General features: G+C 68.1%; 16 protein-coding genes. 1 reads left to right on the top strand and 15 read right to left on the bottom strand.

The features are described from left to right. Positions 1 to 7: 7 nt before the first annotated feature. From ACT9TC_RS00850 to rpe, 13 genes are all read right to left on the bottom strand, one after another. Positions 8 to 1,474 carry a glutamate synthase subunit beta gene (locus ACT9TC_RS00850; protein ID WP_458041600.1) on the bottom strand — a complete coding sequence of 489 codons (1,467 nt, stop codon included), beginning with the start codon at positions 1,472 to 1,474 and terminating at the stop codon, positions 8 to 10. After that, positions 1,467 to 6,041, bottom strand: coding sequence for a glutamate synthase large subunit (gene gltB / locus ACT9TC_RS00845; protein WP_458041599.1), 4,575 nt, complete (start codon positions 6,039 to 6,041; stop codon positions 1,467 to 1,469). Before gltB ends, ACT9TC_RS00850 begins: the two co-directional genes overlap by 8 nt. 65 nt (positions 6,042 to 6,106) lie before the next feature. Next, positions 6,107 to 7,108 carry a prolipoprotein diacylglyceryl transferase gene (lgt, locus tag ACT9TC_RS00840; RefSeq protein WP_458041598.1) on the bottom strand — a complete coding sequence of 334 codons (1,002 nt, stop codon included), beginning with the start codon at positions 7,106 to 7,108 and terminating at the stop codon, positions 6,107 to 6,109. A 129-nt stretch (positions 7,109 to 7,237) separates the two neighbouring features. Further along, positions 7,238 to 8,029, bottom strand: coding sequence for a tryptophan synthase subunit alpha (gene trpA, locus ACT9TC_RS00835; protein ID WP_458041597.1), 792 nt, complete (start codon positions 8,027 to 8,029; stop codon positions 7,238 to 7,240). Further along, the gene (trpB, locus tag ACT9TC_RS00830; protein ID WP_458041596.1) at positions 8,026 to 9,297 is read right to left on the bottom strand and encodes a tryptophan synthase subunit beta; all 1,272 of its coding nucleotides are present in this window, start codon (positions 9,295 to 9,297) and stop codon (positions 8,026 to 8,028) included. Before trpB ends, trpA begins: the two co-directional genes overlap by 4 nt. Next, positions 9,294 to 10,070 carry an indole-3-glycerol phosphate synthase TrpC gene (trpC, locus tag ACT9TC_RS00825; RefSeq protein WP_458041595.1) on the bottom strand — a complete coding sequence of 259 codons (777 nt, stop codon included), beginning with the start codon at positions 10,068 to 10,070 and terminating at the stop codon, positions 9,294 to 9,296. The genes trpB and trpC overlap by 4 nt, the downstream gene beginning before the upstream one ends. Before the next feature lie 2 nt (positions 10,071 to 10,072). Then, entirely contained in the window at positions 10,073 to 10,303 is a 231-nt protein-coding gene (locus ACT9TC_RS00820; RefSeq protein ID WP_036296238.1) for a DUF6704 family protein, read from the bottom strand. A 78-nt stretch (positions 10,304 to 10,381) separates the two neighbouring features. Continuing rightward, positions 10,382 to 11,041 carry a Trp biosynthesis-associated membrane protein gene (locus ACT9TC_RS00815; protein WP_458041594.1) on the bottom strand — a complete coding sequence of 220 codons (660 nt, stop codon included), beginning with the start codon at positions 11,039 to 11,041 and terminating at the stop codon, positions 10,382 to 10,384. Then, on the bottom strand, positions 11,038 to 11,454 hold the full coding sequence (gene hisI / locus ACT9TC_RS00810; protein ID WP_458041593.1) for a phosphoribosyl-AMP cyclohydrolase: 417 nt from the start codon (positions 11,452 to 11,454) through the stop codon (positions 11,038 to 11,040). The genes ACT9TC_RS00815 and hisI overlap by 4 nt, the downstream gene beginning before the upstream one ends. Then, positions 11,451 to 12,215: an imidazole glycerol phosphate synthase subunit HisF gene (gene hisF / locus ACT9TC_RS00805; RefSeq protein ID WP_458041592.1), complete on the bottom strand. Its 765-nt coding sequence runs from the start codon at positions 12,213 to 12,215 to the stop codon at positions 11,451 to 11,453. The genes hisI and hisF overlap by 4 nt, the downstream gene beginning before the upstream one ends. 4 nt (positions 12,216 to 12,219) lie before the next feature. Next, positions 12,220 to 13,062 carry an ATP phosphoribosyltransferase gene (hisG, locus tag ACT9TC_RS00800; protein WP_458041591.1) on the bottom strand — a complete coding sequence of 281 codons (843 nt, stop codon included), beginning with the start codon at positions 13,060 to 13,062 and terminating at the stop codon, positions 12,220 to 12,222. A 44-nt stretch (positions 13,063 to 13,106) separates the two neighbouring features. Continuing rightward, a complete protein-coding gene (locus ACT9TC_RS00795) occupies positions 13,107 to 13,370 on the bottom strand; it encodes a phosphoribosyl-ATP diphosphatase (RefSeq protein ID WP_036296246.1) in 264 nt (87 codons plus the stop codon). Between the two features lie 88 nt (positions 13,371 to 13,458). Continuing rightward, a complete protein-coding gene (gene rpe, locus ACT9TC_RS00790; protein WP_458042973.1) occupies positions 13,459 to 14,133 on the bottom strand; it encodes a ribulose-phosphate 3-epimerase in 675 nt (224 codons plus the stop codon). A gap of 84 nt (positions 14,134 to 14,217) precedes the next feature. On the opposite strand from rpe, the gene glsA reads away from it, so the two are divergent. Beyond that, positions 14,218 to 15,390 carry a glutaminase A gene (gene glsA / locus ACT9TC_RS00785; protein WP_458041590.1) on the top strand — a complete coding sequence of 391 codons (1,173 nt, stop codon included), beginning with the start codon at positions 14,218 to 14,220 and terminating at the stop codon, positions 15,388 to 15,390. A 205-nt stretch (positions 15,391 to 15,595) separates the two neighbouring features. On the opposite strand, the gene ACT9TC_RS00780 is transcribed toward glsA, so the two are convergent. Continuing rightward, entirely contained in the window at positions 15,596 to 16,963 is a 1,368-nt protein-coding gene (locus ACT9TC_RS00780) for an RsmB/NOP family class I SAM-dependent RNA methyltransferase (RefSeq protein ID WP_458041589.1), read from the bottom strand. Next, a complete protein-coding gene (gene fmt, locus ACT9TC_RS00775) occupies positions 16,960 to 17,880 on the bottom strand; it encodes a methionyl-tRNA formyltransferase (RefSeq protein WP_458041588.1) in 921 nt (306 codons plus the stop codon). The genes ACT9TC_RS00780 and fmt overlap by 4 nt, the downstream gene beginning before the upstream one ends. Between the last annotated feature and the right edge of the window lies 1 nt (position 17,881).

Here is a 17,881-nt window from a genome sequence, read left to right as displayed (position 1 = left end):
GGTCAGCCTACGCGGGCTGCAGTCCGATCGCGATGTCGGTGGGATGCACGGGGAACGGCAGTTCGGTTGACCCCATCAGGTAGGCGTCCACACGTGCGGCCGCGGCGCGGCCCTCCGCGATTGCCCAGACGATCAGGGACTGGCCCCGGCCCGCGTCGCCGGCGACGAAAACGCCCGGTGCGGTCGTCTGGTAGTCGCCGTCGCGTTCGACGTTGCCGCGGTTGGTGAAGCGCGCGCCCAGCTGGTCGGCGAGATCGTTCTGTTCGGGACCCGTGAAGCCGAGGGCGATCAGAACCAGGTCCGCCGGGATCTCGCGCTCCGTACCGCTCTTGGGCACGCGACGTCCGTCGACGTACTCGGTCTCGGCAACGCGCAATGCGCGCACCTCGCCGGCGTCGTTCGAGAGGAACTCGACGGTCGACGCCAGGAACATGCGCTCACCGCCCTCTTCGTGGGCAGACGAAACCTCGAACAGCGTCGGCATCATCGGCCACGGCTGGTCTTCGGTTCGTGCCGTGGGCGGCTGGATGCCGATCGCGAGGTTCGTGACGCTGAGCGCCCCCTGACGGTGAGCCGTGCCGATGCAGTCGGCACCGGTGTCGCCGCCGCCGATGACGATGACGTGCTTGCCCTCGGCCGAGATCTGGTGCGGCACCGAGTCGCCTGCGACAACCCGATTCGACTCGATCAGGTACTCCATGGCGAAGTGGATGCCCGCGTGGTCACGGCCCGGGATCGCCAGGTCGCGCGGCACGGTCGAGCCGGTCGCGACCACGACGGCGTCGTAGCGCGCGCGCAGGTCGTCCCACGAGATGTCGATGCCGATCTCGACGCCCGCACGGAAGCGGGTGCCCTCATCCTGCATCTGACGGAGGCGCATCTCGATGTGACGCTTCTCCATTTTGAAGTCGGGGATGCCGTAGCGCAGCAGACCGCCGATGCGGTCATCCCGCTCATAGACGGCGACGGTGTGACCGGCGCGCGTGAGCTGCTGAGCTGCCGCGAGGCCCGCAGGCCCGGAACCCACGACAGCGACCGTCTTGCCGGTCAGGCGTCCGGGGGGCTCGGGCTCGACCCATCCGTTCGAGAAGGCCTGATCGATGATGCCGACCTCGACCTGCTTGATGGTCACCGCGGGCTGGTTGATACCCAAAACGCAGGCGCTCTCACAGGGAGCGGGACACAGGCGACCCGTGAACTCGGGGAAGTTGTTGGTCGCATGCAGACGCTCGATCGCGTCGCGGCCCTCGCCGCGCCACAGCAGGTCGTTCCACTCGGGGATCAGGTTGCCGAGGGGGCAGCCCTTGTGGCAGAACGGAATGCCGCAGTCCATGCAACGCCCGGCTTGGCGACGCAGTACGGCCTTGTCACCCGGCTCGTACACCTCTTTCCAGTCCATGATGCGCACGGGCACGGGACGACGGGGCGCGAGTTCGCGCTCCGTGACTTTGAGGAAACCCTTCGGGTCAGCCACCGGTCACCTCCAGGATGCGAGTCCAGACAACATCGCCGTCGGGGTCGAGCCCCTCGGCAACCGCCGCCTGTCGGGTCTCGAGCACCGCCGCGTAGTCGCGCGGCAGAACCCGCGTGAAGCGCGTGACGGCCTCGTCGAAGTTGTCTAGCAGGTCGGCCGCGAGGGACGATCCCGTCTCGGCCACGTGCAATTTCAGCAGGTCGCGCAGGATCTCGACATCGCCCGAGCCCAGCTCGAGCAGTTCGAGTTCACCCGACGCGAGCGCCTCGCGGTTCACGAGGGTGCGGTCGAGGTCGTAGACATAGGCGGTTCCGCCCGACATCCCGGCGCCGAGGTTGCGTCCCGTCGATCCGAGGATCACGGCGAGCCCACCCGTCATGTATTCCAGCGCGTGATCTCCCACGCCCTCGACGACCGCGGTCGCGCCCGAGTTGCGGACGAAGAACCGTTCGCCCACGACGCCGCGCAGGAACATGCTGCCCTGCGTCGCGCCGTAGCCGATGACGTTTCCGGCGATGACGTTCTGCGAGGCATCGAAGGATGCTCCGCGCGGCGGACGGATGACGATCTGCCCGCCCGAGAGGCCCTTGCCGACGTAGTCGTTCGAGTCGCCCTCGAGGCGCAGCGTGATGCCCGCGGGCATGAATGCGCCGAAGGACTGACCGGCCGAGCCACGCAGATTGACGACGATCGACCCGGACGGAAGTCCGTTCTCACCGCGCGCCAACGTCACGCGGTTGCCGAGCATCGTTCCGACGGCGCGCGCGGTGTTACGGATCGGCAGGTCGATCACGACCTGACCGCCGTGCACGATGACATCCTGCGCTCGCTCGATCAGCTGCACATCGAAGTGCTCGTCAAGTTCGTGCTCCTGTTCGCGAGCATTGCGGCGCGGCTCGTCCTCAGCAAACGGCGGGCCCACGAGGATCGGCGAGAGATCCAGTCCGCTCGCCTTCCAGTGCTCCACGGCGCCGTCGACATCCAGCAACTCCTGGTGTCCGATCGCCTCGTCGATCGACCGGAAGCCCAGGTCGGCGAGTAGTTCGCGCACTTCTTCGGCAATGAACTCCATGAAGTTCACGACGAACTCCGGCTTGCCCGTGAATCGGGCGCGCAGAACGGGGTTCTGCGTCGCCACCCCGACCGGACAGGTGTCGAGGTGACACACGCGCATCATGACGCAGCCCTCGACCACCAGCGCGGCCGTGGCGAAGCCGAATTCCTCGGCGCCGAGAAGCGCGCCGATGATGACGTCGCGTCCGGTCTTGAGCTGTCCGTCGACCTGAACGACAACGCGGTCTCGCATGCCGTTCAGCATCAGCGTCTGCTGCGTCTCGGCGAGCCCGAGTTCCCACGGCGTTCCAGCGTGCTTCAGCGAGTTGAGCGGGCTGGCGCCCGTTCCCCCGTCGTGACCGGACACCAGGATGACGTCGGACAGCGCCTTCGCGACGCCCGCCGCGACCGCACCGATGCCCGACTGGCTGACGAGCTTGGTGTGGATGCGCGCCTTCGGGTTCGCGCGCTTGAGGTCGAAGATCAACTGCTTGAGGTCTTCGATCGAATAGATGTCGTGGTGCGGCGGGGGCGAGATGAGACCCACGCCCGCGGTTGCGTGGCGTGTGCGTGCGATCCACGGGTACACCTTCGTCGGCGGCAACTGGCCACCCTCACCGGGCTTGGCGCCCTGGGCCAGCTTGATCTGGATGTCCTCGGCGTGCGTGAGGTACATGCTCGTGACGCCGAAGCGGCCCGACGCGACCTGCTTGATGGCACTGCGCCGCTCCGGGTCGAGCAGGCGGTCGAGGTCCTCGCCGCCCTCCCCCGTGTTCGATCGTCCGCCGATGCGGTTCATCGCGATCGCCAGCGTCTCGTGCGCTTCCTTGGAGATCGAGCCGTAGCTCATCGCGCCGGTCTGGAAACGCTTCATGATCGACGAGATCGGCTCGACCTCGTCGATCGGAACGGCCGGGCGCACGCCCTTGCGCAGACGGAACATGCCGCGCAGCGTCTTCAGTTCCGAAGCCTGATCGTCGACGAGCTTCGTGTACTCGCGGAACAGGTCGTAACGGCGCGAACGGGTCGCGTGCTGCAGCTTGAAGACGGTGTCGGGGTTGAAGAGGTGCGGCGAGCCATCCCGCCGCCACTGGTATTCCCCACCCGTCCAGAGGCGTTCGTGCGCGTGCACCGCGGCGTCCTCGGGATACGCGTACGCGTGCCGGGAGGCATTCTCCGTCGCGATGACATCGATTCCGACACCGCCGAGCTTCGTTTCGGTGCCCGTGAAGTAGGCGTCGACGAAGGACTGCGAGAGACCGACCGCCTCGAAGACCTGCGCACCGGCGTACGACGAAACCGTCGAGATGCCCATCTTCGACATGATCTTCAGCACGCCCTTGCCGAGCGCGTAGATCAGGTTCTTGACGGCCTTCTCGGGCGTGATGTTCGAGATGAACCCGGCGCGAACCAGGTACTCGACGGTCTCCATGGCGAGGTACGGGTTGACGGCGGATGCGCCGTACCCGATCAGCGTCGCGACGTGATGAACCTCGCGCACATCGCCCGCCTCGACGACCAGCCCGACCTTCATGCGCGTCTCTTTGCGGATGAGGTGGTGGTGGATCGCGGCGACCATGAGCAGCGACGGGATCGGCGCGAGGTCTTTGTTGGAGTCGCGGTCGGACAGCACGATGAACTCCGCGCCATCCTCGATCGCCTGGTCGACCTCGGTGCACATCTGCATGATGCGCTTTTCGAGGCCCTTGCGTCCGGCCTCGACGCGGTAAAGCCCGCGGATCGTGACGGACGAGCGGCCCGGCAGTGCGGTGTCGACGTGCTGGATCTTCGCCAGCTCGTCGTTGTCGATCACGGGGAAGTCGAGGGTGACGGTGCGCGCGTGGTCGGCGCCCCACGACAGCAGGTTCGGCTCGGGGCCGAGACCGATGCGCAGACTCGTGACGACCTCTTCACGAATCGAGTCGAGCGGCGGGTTCGTGACCTGCGCGAACTGCTGGACGAAGTAGTCGAAGAGCAGGCGCGGGCGCTCGCTCAGCACGGCGATCGGCGTGTCGGATCCCATCGCGCCGAGCGGCTCGGCGCCATTTTGACCCATCGGGGTCAGCAGGATCCGGACCTCTTCTTCGGTGTAGCCGAAGGTGCGCTGACGACGGGTGATCGAGGCGATCGGATGCACGATGTGCTCGCGCTCGGGAAGGTCCGACAGGCGCACGGTGCCGCGGTCGAGCCACTCCTGCCACGGGTGGAGCTCGGCGAGCTGCTGCTTCACCTCTTCTTCCTCGATGATGCGGCCCGCGGCCGTATCGACGAGGAACATGCGGCCGGGACGCAGGCGCCCGCGGCGCTTGATGCGCTCGGGTTCGAAGTCGAGAACGCCCGTTTCGCTGCCGATGACGATGAGCCCGTCGGTGGTCTCGGTCCAGCGGCCGGGACGCAGCCCGTTGCGGTCGAGCGTGGCCCCGACGAGCGTGCCATCGGTGAAGATCAGGGCCGCCGGGCCATCCCACGGCTCCATCTGCATGGAGTGGTAGTCGTAGAACGCGCGCAGCTTCGGGTCGATGTCGGCCTGCTTCTCGTAAGCCTCGGGCACCATCATCATGACCGCGTGGGGCAGGCTGCGGCCGGTCAGAGTAAGGAGTTCGAGCACCTCGTCGAAGGACGCCGAGTCGGATGCGCCGACCGTACAGATCGGCAGCAGCGGCTTGATGTCACCGAGCATCTCGGACTCGAGCTGCGACTGACGCGCCCTCATCCAGTTGCGGTTGCCGTTGACGGTGTTGATCTCGCCGTTGTGCGCGAGCATGCGCAGAGGTTGCGCCAGCGGCCACGACGGGAAGGTGTTCGTCGAGTAGCGGGAGTGCACGACCGCGAGTTCGGAGGCGAAGCGCTCGTCCTGCAGGTCGGGGTAGAACGGCTCGAGCTGGAGCGTGGTGACCATGCCCTTGTAGCCGAGGGTGCGAGCCGAGAGCGAGACGAAGTACGCGCCGAGCTCGTGGCGTGCACGCTTGCGCAGGCGGTAGACCCGGCGATCGAGGTCGATGCCCGACAGCGCGGGGGCGTCGCCCACGGCCGGACGCGAGACGAAGAGCTGCTCGAACGCCGGGCGCGCCGCGTGGGCGAGCTTGCCGAGGTGGCGCTCGTCGGTCGGAACCTCACGCCACCCGAGGACGACGAGGTTCTCGCTCGCCGCGATCTCGGCGATGCCGTCTTTGAGCTTCGTCCGCTCGTCCTCGTCGAGGGGCAGGAAAGCCATCCCGACCGCGTACTCACCCATCGGCGGCAGGTCGAACTCCACCACGGCGCGCAGGAACTCGTCGGGGATCTGCGTCAGGATGCCGGCACCGTCGCCGGTACCCGCATCGGAGCCGATGGCCCCGCGGTGCTCGAGGTTGCGCAGCGCCGTCAGCGCCTGGGCAACGATGTCGTGCCCCGGCGTGCCTCGGAGCGTGGCAACCATCGCCAGACCACAGGCATCCTTCTCAAATGCCGGGTTGTACATCCCCTGCTTTGCGGGGAATGAAGCGTTGTCGCCGTAGTTCGGGCTCACGGCCATGTCAACCGTCCTCACTGGTGGATCTCATGGGACGACGTCGGCCCGGAAGCATTACTTCGTGGCGGCTATCTACTGGCGACTGTGCTTGTGGCCGTTGCCCCGCCCTCGAGTTCGTTCGCGGGCGGCTCGCTCACGTCCACGAACTCAGTGGTGTCCTGCGAGTGTACCGCAGCGCCCTCGGCCGGCTCCGCGTTCGCGGGCACGCGGCCGGGCATATAGGGACTCGGCTCCTTGCCCGTGTGGCGCCGCTTCTGGATGATCATGATGGCGAGCCCGACGACCACGCCGAAGATGGCGGCCCAGACGTTGGTACGCAGGCCGAGGATGATCTCGCTCGGATCGATGCGGATGGACTCCCACACGATGCGGCCCGCGCTGTACCAGATCAGGTAAAGGCCGAAGAGGCGGCCCCACTGCAGCTGGAACTTGCGTCCCACCCAGAGCAGGACGAAGACACCCACGACGTTCCAGATCACTTCGTACAGGAACGTGGGGTGGAAGAGCGTGTCCGGCGCAAGGCCCTCGGGGAAGGCGACGTTGTCGGGGTCGATTTCGAGTCCCCACGGAACGTCGGTCGGCAGACCGAACAGCTCACTGTTGAACCAGTTACCGAAGCGACCCATCGCCTGAGCGAGCAGCAGGCCCGGGGCCAAAGCATCCGCGTACGTCCAGAATCGGATGCCGCTCCAGCGGCAACCGAGCCACGCACCGATCGCGCCGCCGATGAGGGCGCCGTAGATCGCGATGCCGCCTTCCCAGATGTAGAAGACGGCCAAGGGGTTCGTGCCCTCGCCGAAGTAGAAAGCGGGGTGCGTCAGCACGTGGTAGATCCGCGCCGCGATGATGCCGAGCACCACGGCCGGGAGCGTCACGTCAAGCACGACCCACGGCTCCGCCCCCCGTTTGGTGAGGCGGTGGTTGGTCAAAATCGTCGCGGCGATGATGCCGGCGATGATGCACAGCGCGTAGAAGTAGATCCGCAGAGGGCCGAGCTGGATGAAACTGATCGACGGGCTCGGGATGCTCGCGACGACACTCGCGTGCACGCTCAGGGCGAAAGAAGGCATGACCGGAAGTCTAGATCAGCGTGGCGACGTGCCCGATTCGGGTCGCGGCCATCCTGGGATGATTCGTCGAGAACAGGACGGTTGGCGCAGGAACGTCCTGTCTCCGGCGAGTCGCCTGTTCTCGGGCGACTAGCTGACGCGCGCGGTGCCCGCGGAGAGGGCGCGGACGACCTCGCTGAGGCCTTTCACGCCGCCATCGCGCAGCGCGCGTACGAGCGCCGTGCCGACGATCGCGCCGTCGGCGTACTCGATGACTCCCGTGACCTGATCCGGAGTCGAAATCCCGATGCCCACGCACGCGTGCTTCGCGCCGTGTTCGCGGAGGCGCGCGACGAGCGTGCGAGCAGCGGCATCCAACTCGGCGCGCTCGCCCGTGATGCCCATCGTCGACACCGTGTAAACGAAACCCGTCGAGTTCGCGACCACGAGGTTGATGCGCTCATCGGTCGAGGTCGGTGCTGCGAGGAAGATGCGGTCAAGGCCCGTGCGGGTGCTCGCGGCGATCCACTCCCCCGCGGCCTCCGGCGTGATGTCCGGCGTGATGATGCCCGCCCCGCCCGCAGCGAGGAGGTCATCGGCATAGCGGTCGACGCCGTACTGCCAAATCGGGTTCCAGTACGACATGACGAGAACCGGGATGTCGATACGCTCGGTGATCGCCCGGATGGCCGGGAACAGATCCTTCAAACGGAAGCCCGCGGCCAGAGCGGCCTGCGTCGCTTCTTGGATGACAACCCCGTCCATGACCGGATCGCTGTACGGCGGGCCCAGCTCGATGATGTCGACACCGTTCTCGGCCAGCGCGACAGCCGCCTCGATGCTCGTCTCGATGTCGGGAAAACCGACAGGCAGGTACCCGATGAGCACTCCGCGACCCTCTGCATGGGCGCGCGAGATCGCCTCTTCGACGCGTGACGTCACAGCTGGATGCCCTCTCCCGAGGCCGCGTCATCCGGACCGATGACATCTTCGGGGATGACGGGTGCCACCGCATCCGCGTCATACAGTTCGAAGTAGCGCGCAGCGGTGTCCATGTCCTTGTCGCCGCGTCCGGAGAGACAGATCGCAATGATGCCGTCGGGTCCGAGCTCCTGCCCGATCCGCAGGGCCCCCGCGAGGGCGTGCGCGGACTCGATTGCGGGAATGATTCCCTCGGTTCGGCTCAGCAGGCGCAGGGCCTGCATCGCCTCGTCATCGGTCGCGGGGATGTATTCCGCACGCCCGATCGCCGAGAGCCAAGCGTGCTCCGGTCCGACTCCCGGGTAATCCAGACCGGCCGAGATCGAGTGCGACTCGGTCGTCTGACCGTCTTCGTCCATCAGCACGAAAGTTTTCGCGCCGTGCAGGATGCCGGGGCGTCCACGCTCGATGGATGCCGCGTGGAACGGGGTGTCGACGCCGTCGCCGGCCGCCTCGACGCCGTACAGGCGAACATCGGTGTCGTCGAGGAAAGCATCGAACATGCCGATCGCATTCGAACCGCCGCCGACGCAGGCAACGACGGCGTCAGGAAGCCGACCGAGTTCGTCGAGAAGCTGTGCCCGGGCCTCTTCGCCGATGACTTTCTGGAAGTCGCGGACCATGGCCGGGAACGGGTGTGGTCCCGCGGCCGTTCCGAAGATGTAGTTCGTCGTCTCGACGCTCGACACCCAGTCGCGGTAGGCCTCGTTGATCGCGTCCTTCAGCGTCCGTGAGCCCGTCGTGACCGGGATGACCTCAGCACCGAGCAGACGCATCCGTGCGACGTTCAAGGCCTGACGTTCGGTGTCGACCTCGCCCATGTAGATCGTGCACTCGAAACCGAAGAGGGCCGCGGCCGTCGCGGTGGCGACACCGTGCTGACCGGCGCCGGTCTCGGCGATGACTCGCGTCTTGCCGAGGCGCTTTGTCAGCAACGCCTGGCCGAGCACGTTGTTGATCTTGTGCGAACCGGTGTGGTTGAGGTCCTCGCGCTTGAGGAAGACGCGGGCGCCGCCGGCGTGCTCAGCGAATCGCGGCACCTCGGTGATGATCGAGGGGCGGCCGGCGTATGTCGCCAGCAGGTGGTGGAACTCGCGGATGAATTCGGGGTCCGCCATCGCGTCCTCGTAGACACCGGTCAGCTCGTCGATCGCGGCGATGAGCGACTCGGGCATGAATCGCCCGCCGAATTCGCCGAAGAAGGGGCCGGTAGCCGCGCGAAGGCTCATGCGGGCACCGCCAGGAAGTCGCGGAGGGTGGCGACCGGATCGCCCGTCACGAGCGCCTCGCCGACGAGCACGACATCCGCGCCGTCCTTGCGGTAGTGCGCGACGTCCTCGGGACGCAGCACAGCCGACTCGGCGATCTTGATCGCGTCGGCGGGGATGTGCTCGGCCAGGCGACCGAAAAGGTCGCGGTCGAGCTCGAACGTCGTCAGGTCACGTGCATTGACACCCACGAGGCGTGCTCCGATCTCGCTTGCGCGGCGGACCTCGTCGAGAGTGTGCGTCTCGACGAGGGGGGTCATGCCCAGTTCGCGAACGAGCTCGTGCAGCGTCGCGAGAGTGGGCTGGTCGAGTGCGGCTGCGATCAGCAGAACGAGGTCGGCGCCCGCGGCGCGTGCTTCGAAAACCTGATAGGCCGTCGCGATGAAGTCCTTGCGCAGCACGGGCAGCGAGACCGCCGCGCGCACCGCTTCGAGGTCGGCGAGGCTGCCCTTGAAACGGCGCCCCTCGGTCAGGACGCTGATCGCCGAAGCGCCCCCCTGCTCGTAGAGGCGCGCCTGCAGGGCGGGGTCGGGGATGTCAGCGAGGTCGCCGCGGGAGGGGCTAGCCCGTTTGACCTCGGCGATGATCCGCACAGTGCCGGTCGGAGCGAGGGCGGCGAGAGCATCGATCGCGGGGGCAGCAGCGAGTGCCTCGCGCTCGAGGGCTGCGAGGGGAAGTTCGGCCTCACGAGCGCGCGCATCTTCGACGGCGCCGGACGTGAGGTCGGCGAGCATGCTCAATGCGCTTTCGGGGCAGACTTCGCGCCGCCGACTCCGTACCCGGCGCGCTTCATCACCCAGCCGACCAGCAGGCCGACGAGAAGGAGTACAGCCGATGCCCAGACGACCCAGGGAACGTCGATGACGAACGCGACGGTGCCGATCGTGACCGCGACCAGCATGATCACCACTGCTGTCCAGGCGGCCGGAGAGTGTCCGTGACCGGGCTCGTCGATGTCGTGGCTCATGAGGGCTCCTTCGGTGGCATGCGCACCCCAGTCTATCGGGAGTGCGCGGGGTGCTGAGCCCGATGGACGGTGCGAGGGTCAGCGCGTCGGGTCGGATCCGTGGCTGAGGTCGTCCCACGAATCAATGGCGTCGAGCGGTGCGGCGGGCGTCGAGGGTGCCCCCGCTCCGAGGCTGCCCGGCTGGCCATCCGCGCCCTCACTTCCCGTCGCCGCCCCGGCGCCTCGGGACGTCGAGTCCGTCCGGTAGCGGCGTCCCGTGCGGCGCCAGGTGTGTGCCGTGGCGACCGCGAAGAGCCCGATCAGCAGGAGCGCGATGGAGAGGACGAGCGCGATGACGGGCCACGGCGTCGTCTCCACACGTCGGACCAGAGCGGCCACGGCATCCGCTCCGGCGATTCCGGTCGCCTCGGTGACCGTGGGAGCGATCGCGTTCGCGGTCTCACCCGTCGAGGGAGCCCACAGCAGCACGACGAGCGCGAGACCGAGGAGGATCGCCAGGATCGCTGAGACATACGACATGAAGCGACCCGCGATGGATGTCGCGGCGGCCAGCGCGAGAGCGGCCAGCGCGAGGGGCGCGAGCACCGGCATGGCGGCTGATCCGCTGACCTCGAGTGGTGTGTCCGGGCTCTCGCGCAACACGACCACGAACCAGGTCTGAGTCGATGCGATGAGCAGCAGAGCGCCGGCTGCGAGCAGCAGCAGCACGGTGACGAAGCGCGCGCGACGAACCGTCACGCGTCGGCCGTCCTGACTACCACAGGCGAACCGGATTCGGCCTCGACAGCGACCAAAGGTGCCAGGTCGTCCGCGTCGAAGCACGTGCGGGTGCCGGTGTGGCACGCGGGCCCCACCTGCTCGACGCTCAGCAGCACGGCGTCGCCGTCGCAGTCGAGGCGGGCACCGCGAACGAGCTGGATGTGACCCGAGGTGTCGCCCTTGCGCCAATACTCGCGCCGCGAGCGAGACCAGAACGTCACCCGGCCACTTGTCAACGTGCGCCTGAGCGCTTCGGCATCCATCCATCCGAGCATGAGCACCTCGAGGGTGTCGTGCTGCTGCACGATGGCCGCCACGAGTCCGTCGTCGTCGAAGACGACACGAGCGATACGGTCGTCGATATCGGGAGCGGATGTGGGTGTGTCGCTCATGTACGAACCTCGATCCCGTCTGCGGTCATAGCCGCCTTCACATCCCCTACGGTCAGCTGCCCGGAGTGGAAGACGCTCGCGGCCAGCACGGCATCGGCCCCGGCGCGGATCGCCGGGGCGAAGTCCGCGGCCGAGCCCGCTCCCCCGGACGCGATGACGGGCACGCTTGCGATCTCGCGCATCAGCCCGACCAGTTCGAGGTCGAAGCCTTCCTTGGTGCCGTCGGCGTCGATCGAGTTGACGAGCAATTCGCCCGCACCCCGCTCGATCGCCTCGCGCGCCCACTCGAGCGCGTCGAGCGTCGTCTCGGTGCGGCCGCCGTGGGTCGTGACGACGAAACCGGACTCGGTCGCGGCGGAGCGTTTGACGTCCAGCGAGAGGACGAGCACCTGGGCTCCGAAGCGGTCGGCGATCTCGTCGAGCAGTGCGGGACGCGCGATCGCGGCCGAGTTTACGCCGATCTTGTCCGCACCGACCGCGAGCAGCCGGGCAACATCCTCGGCGGTGCGCACTCCCCCGCCGACCGTCAGCGGAATGAAGACCTCTTCGGCCGTGCGGCGCACGACGTCGTAGGTCGTCGCGCGCTGGTCGACGGTCGCGGTCACGTCGAGAAACGTGATCTCGTCGGCGCCCTGCGCGAAGTAGAGCCGCGCGAGCTCGACGGGATCGCCCATGTCCCGCAGATTCGCGAAGTTCACGCCCTTGACGACGCGTCCCGTCGCGACGTCGAGGCATGGGATGACGCGGCAGACCAGAGCCATGGCGTCACAACCTCGCGGCGTGAATGGCGGTGACGAGGATGGCGCGGGCGCCGATCGCGTAGAGCTCGTCCATGACGCGATTGACACCGTGACGAGAGACCATGACGCGGACGGCGACCCACTCCGGATCGCGCAGCGGCGAGATCGTCGGGGATTCGATGCCCGGAGCCACGGCGGCCGCCTTGTCGAGCAGGGCCGCGGGCAGGTCGTAGTCGACGAGGACGAAGCGACGCGCCACCATGACGCCGCGTAGGCGGCGCAGCAGTGTCTCGGTCCCCTCTTTTCGGTCGGGGCCTGCGATCAGCACGGCGTCCGACTCGAGGATGACCGGGCCGAAGATCTCGAGACCGGCCTGACGCAGGGTCGTCCCGGTCGACACGACATCGGCCACCGCATCCGCGACGCCGAGGCGGACGGCCGATTCGACCGCACCATCGAGCGGTACGAGGTCCACGGCCACACCGTGTTCGTCGAGGAACCCGTCGACAAGGCCCGGGTACGCGGTCGCGACTCGCATCCCCTCGAGATCCTTGACCGAGTCGAAGCGTCCGGGAGGGCCGGCGAAGCGGAAGGTCGAGCCACCGAAACCGAGGGATTCGACTTCCTGAGCCCCCGGCATCCGGGCGTCGAGAAGCAGGTCCCGACCCGTGATCCCGACGTCCAGGGCGCCGGAACCGACGTAGGTCGCGATGTCCTTCGGACGCAGATAGAAGAACTCGACGTCGTTCTGCGGGTCGATGACGTGCAGGTCTTTCGGGTCGCGGCGGCCGGTGTATCCGGCCTCGGCGAGCATGTCGGCGGCTGTGTCGGCGAGCGAGCCCTTGTTGGGCACGGCGATTCGCAACATGGTGATGCGGGCTTTCGGTTCGGGGGTGGGAGGACGGGAGCGAATCAGAGATGTCGGTAGACGTCGCCGGTCGTCAGGCCCTTCGCCAACATGAGCACCTGCAGGTGGTAGAGCAGCTGCGAGATCTCTTCCGCCGTGGCCTCGTCGGACTCGTACTCCGCGGCCATCCACACCTCGGCGGCCTCTTCGACGATCTTCTTGCCGATCGCGTGAACTCCACGATCCAGCTGCGCCACGGTACCCGAGCCTTCGGGTCGCTCGGCGGCCGTGACCGTCAGCTCCGCGAACAGCTCGTCGAATGTCTTCACCCTGTCAGGGTACCGGCTTCACGGATGCCCCCGGCATCCGCCGCCGACACTGCGGTCGGATGCGCGGGGCGCTGACGCGGTCTACCTCTCAGTGCATGTGGCGTGCCGCGCCCGCACGAAGCGAGGCGATCGCGGCATCGGGACGCTCCGCTCCGAACACCGCTGACCCGGCGACGAAGGTGTCGGCCCCGGCTTCGGCGGCCTCGGCGATGGTCGACTCCGAGATCCCGCCATCCACCTGCAACCACACCTGTGACCCGCGTCGACGCGCCTCCTCGGAGAGCAGACGCAGCTTGGGCATCGTGTCGGCGCGGAACGACTGGCCGCCGAACCCGGGCTCGACGGTCATGACGAGGATCTGGTCGAACTCGTCGAGCACGTCGAACAGCCCCTCGACCGGGATATCCGGTTTGACGGCGACGCCCGCCCGCGCGCCGATCTGACGAAGCTTGCGCGCCAAGGCGACCGGATCTGTCGCGGCCTCGAGATGGAAGGTGACGGATGCCGCGCCGAGTTCGGCGTATCCGGGGGCCCAGCGATCGGGGTCATCGATCATCAGGTGCACATCGAGCGGCACCGGGCTCGTCGCCTGGATCCGCTCGACCATCTGGGGCCCGAAGGTCAGGTTCGGCACGAAGTGGTTGTCCATCACATCGACGTGGACGAAGTCTGCGGCGGCGATCCGCTCGAGATCGGCCTGCAGGTTGACGAAATCGGCGGCGAGGATGCTCGGGTTGATCCGCGGGGCGGAGGGAAGCTCGATCTGGGGCACCTCCTCATTATGCCGAGGCCACCCCGCAGCGACATCCGGACCCGGCCGATAGGACCCGGCCGATAGGGTCAGGGCGTGGACCCGATTGTGCGCATGCTCGAGACCGTGCTGGACGATGTGCGTGGCCGTGACTCCGGAGGTGTCGCCGACTACATCCCCTCCCTCGCTGCGGCCGATCCCGAGCGGCTCGCCTTTGCGGTCGTGGGCCCGAGGGGGCGCGTGACCTCGGTGGGCGATGACGACGTCGAGTTCACGATCCAGTCGGTGTCGAAGCCGTTCGTTCTGGCGCTCGCGCTCGAAGCGCTCGGTCGGGACGCCGTCCTCGCGCGGGTCGGCGTCGAGCCGAGCGGCGAGCCCTTCAACGCCATCAGCCTCGAGGCCGGAACCGGCCGTCCCGCTAACCCCATGGTCAATGCGGGCGCCATCGTGACCTCGTCTCTTCTCGGAGAGGGCGATGAGTTCTCCCGCGCCGAGACGATCGTCGCGGGCCTGTCGCGCTTTGCCGGACGACCGCTGATCGTCGACGAAGAGGTCTATCGCGGCGAGTCCGAGACCGGCCACCGCAACCGTGCACTTGCCTACCTGACGCGCTCTCACGACATCATTCGTGGCGATGTCCCGACGGTCGTCGAGACCTACTTCCGTCAATGTTCCGTGCTCGTCACGGTGCGGGACCTCGCCGTCATGGGCGCCACCCTGGCGTTCGGCGGTGTGAATCCCGTGACGGGCGAACGCGTCGTGCGCGAAGACGTCGCCCGTGATGTCGTCTCGGTCATGGCGAGCTGCGGCATGTACGACTACTCGGGCGAGTGGCTGCTGCGCGTCGGACTCCCGGCCAAGAGCGGCGTCAGCGGGGCACTGCTCGCCATCGCGCCCTCGCAGTTCGGGGTCGCAACGTTCAGCCCGCGGCTGGATCGGCATGGCAACAGCGTCCGAGGCATCCAGATCCTCGAACGGATGTCGGGCGAGTTCGGGATGCATGTCTTCGAGCCGCACGAGGCGATCGCGGCGCCCGGCATCCGCGTCGACCGGAGCGAAGGACGCGTCGTCGTGCACCTCGGCGGTGAGCTCGCTTTCAGCGGCGCGGAACGGATGATCGGGGTGCTGAGCGATCTCGCCGACAGCGCGATGACCGACGACACGATCCTGGTCGATGGCAGTGAACTCGCGCGCGCTCACCCCGCCGCGCTGGAGCTATTGCGTCGCCAGCTCGAGGTGCACGGCGGGCGCCTGCACTTCCTCGACTGAGGCTGCCCTCGGTGCCGGTGCCCGTCGCCCGCTGCCCGTTGGATTCCGCTCGCCTGGCAGTAGATGTCGCGCGCATCCGCCGGAACCCTCATCTACTGCCAGGCGAGCGGCCCTGGGAGCGCATGCGAGGGCGTGCGAGGGCGTGCCGTGGGGCGAGGCGAGGGCGTGCGAGGGCGTGCCGCGGGGCGAGGCGAGCGGAACGAGGTCAGGCGTTGCGCTCGAAGAGGGCGATGAACATACCGTCGGTGCCGTGCCGGTGGGGCCAGAGCTGAACGTGCAGGGTGTCCTCGGAAGCCTCGGGCAGGTCGATCGGTGCGCGCGAGACGTCTCTCACCACCGCGCGGGCGTCGATCTGTGTGATCTCACCCTCCCAGCGCCGTGCGCCCTCGCGGGTCACCCCGACTGTCTCGGCGAGGTGGGGCGAACACGTCACGTAGGCGAGGATGCCGCCCGGACGGAGTGCTCGAACACCCGCATCGAAGAGTTCACCCTGCAGCGTCGTGAGCTGAGGGACGTCTTCGGGTCCCTTCCGCCAACGCGCCTCCGGTCGGCGCCGCAGCGCGCCCAGGCCCGTGCAGGGGGCGTCGACCAGAACCCGGTCGTACCCGCCGGCGTCCCGATCGACGCGCGTGCGGCCGTCTTCCTCGCTGACCTCGACGGTCGCGGGAATGCCCTCGAGCGCGCGCCGCACGAGTCCCGCTCGCGCCGGTGAGACCTCGTTCGCGTCGACGGATGCCTCGCCCCGCGCCTCAGCGGCGAGCACCGCGGTCTTGCCGCCGGGTCCGGCGCACAGATCGAGCCACCGCTCCCCCGTGCGAATCTCTCGCGCTCGGGTCAGCGCGAGCGCCGCGAGTTGCGAACCCTCGTCCTGAACGCGGAGGCGTCCGCCAGAACCGATGACGAGAGGTTCGGGGTCGCCGCTCCCGGCGCGGAAGCCCAGCGGCGAGTACAGCGTGCGTACGGCGTCTTGCGGCACGTCGGCCAGACCCGTCAGTGCTGCCATGGTGACGGACGGCGAAGCGTTGTCGGCCGCGAGGAGCGCCTCGAGTTCGTCTCCGCGGCCTTCGGCGGCGAGGGCGCGACGGAAGGCGCGGACAATCCAGGTCGGATGCGCGTGTTCGAGCGAAAGGCGTTCGTCGGTGTTGCGCGCCGTGGCCAGCACGCGTTCGCGCCAGGTTCCGGGATCTTCACGGGCGATGGAACGCAGCACGCCGTTGGCGAAGCCCGTCGCGCCGCTACCGCCGTAGACCCGCACGAGTTCGACGCCCTCGTGCACGGCCGCGTGTGAGGCGACGCGCGTCGAGAGCAGCTGGTGCACCGTCATCCGGAGCGCATCGAGCACGGGGGCATCGATCGCGGCGACCTTGCGCCGAGACGCGAGCTCGATGACGGCGTCGTAGTAGCCGCGGCGGCGGAGCGTCCCGTAGGTCAACTCGGTGGCAAGGCCCGCGTCGGCGGGACCGAGGCCCGCACGACCGATTCCGACGGGCAGAAGTAGGTTGGCGTAGGCATCCGACTCCGAGACGGCACTCAGGACTTCGTACGCGACGCGGCGCGCGGGTTGGATCGTCATTCGCCCGCTCTCAGTTCGGGGGTGCGCAGGCCGCGCCACCAGTCGCCTGCGGTCATTGCCGGTCGTCCCGCCGGCTGCACGCGATCGATGTGAATCGCGTCCGTGCCGGTGCCGATCAGGATGTCTCGGCCCGCGGCCGCGATTTCGCCCGGTCGCAACGCGATGTGCGCATCGTCGGAACGTGCCGTGAGCACCTTCAGACGCTGGCCGTTCACCGTCGTGAAAGCGCCCGGCTCGGGGGTCGTGCCATGGATGCGCCCGAGGACGCGCTCGGCGGGCTCGTCCCAGCGAATCCGGCCATCATCCAGCGTGAGTTTGGGAGCGAACGTAGGCTCGCCCACCTGCGGTGCGGCCGTCATCCGTCCGCTTTCGATGCCGGCGACGACGTCGCGCAGGAGCTCGGCACCGAGCCCAGCGAGGTCAACCAAGACCTCGCCGGCCGTCGCATCCCGCGGCACACGGTAGCTGCGCTCGGCGAACACATCCCCCGCGTCGAGTTCGGCCACGAGCTGGAAGACACTCGCACCGGTGAGTTCATCCCCCGCGATGAGAGCGTGTTGCACGGGTGCCGCACCACGCCAGCGCGGCAGCAGCGAGAAGTGCAGGTTGATCCAGCCGAACGTGGGCGCGGTGAGAAGCGGCTCGCACACCAGGCCGCCGTACGCGACGATGACGCCCAGCTCGGGTTCGAGCGCGGTGATCGCGTCCGTTGCCGCGTCGTCGAGGCGTGCCGCGCGGATAACCCGCAGACCGTGCTTTTCGGCGGCCACGGCCACGGGCGAGGGCGTCAGCACGCGCTTCCGCCCGAGCGGAGCATCGGGTCGGGTGACGACGCCGACGATATCGTGCCCCTCCGCCGCAAGCACCCCGAGCGAGGGAACCGCGGGTTCGGGCGTCCCGGCAAAGACCAGCCGCATG

It is taken from the genome of Microbacterium sp. HM-570 (assembly GCF_054165885.1).
The sequence above is the reverse complement of the archived record's forward strand: the minus strand, read 5'-3'. Positions and strand labels throughout refer to the sequence as shown.

Excerpts from the sequence above, each read along its gene's own strand:
- ACT9TC_RS00780 (WP_458041589.1), bottom strand. The coding sequence starts at position 16,963 with ATGACGATCCAACCCGCGCGCCGCGTCGCGTACGAAGTCCTGAGTGCC.
- trpB (WP_458041596.1), bottom strand. The coding sequence starts at position 9,297 with ATGAGCCTTCGCGCGGCTACCGGCCCCTTCTTCGGCGAATTCGGCGGG.
- fmt (WP_458041588.1), bottom strand. The coding sequence starts at position 17,880 with ATGCGGCTGGTCTTTGCCGGGACGCCCGAACCCGCGGTTCCCTCGCTC.
- lgt (WP_458041598.1), bottom strand. The coding sequence starts at position 7,108 with ATGCCTTCTTTCGCCCTGAGCGTGCACGCGAGTGTCGTCGCGAGCATC.
- hisF (WP_458041592.1), bottom strand. The coding sequence starts at position 12,215 with ATGGCTCTGGTCTGCCGCGTCATCCCATGCCTCGACGTCGCGACGGGA.
- hisI (WP_458041593.1), bottom strand. The coding sequence starts at position 11,454 with ATGAGCGACACACCCACATCCGCTCCCGATATCGACGACCGTATCGCT.
- hisG (WP_458041591.1), bottom strand. The coding sequence starts at position 13,062 with ATGTTGCGAATCGCCGTGCCCAACAAGGGCTCGCTCGCCGACACAGCC.
- gltB (WP_458041599.1), bottom strand. The coding sequence starts at position 6,041 with ATGGCCGTGAGCCCGAACTACGGCGACAACGCTTCATTCCCCGCAAAG.
- trpC (WP_458041595.1), bottom strand. The coding sequence starts at position 10,070 with ATGCTCGCCGACCTCACGTCCGGCGCCGTCGAAGATGCGCGCGCTCGT.
- ACT9TC_RS00820 (WP_036296238.1), bottom strand. The coding sequence starts at position 10,303 with ATGAGCCACGACATCGACGAGCCCGGTCACGGACACTCTCCGGCCGCC.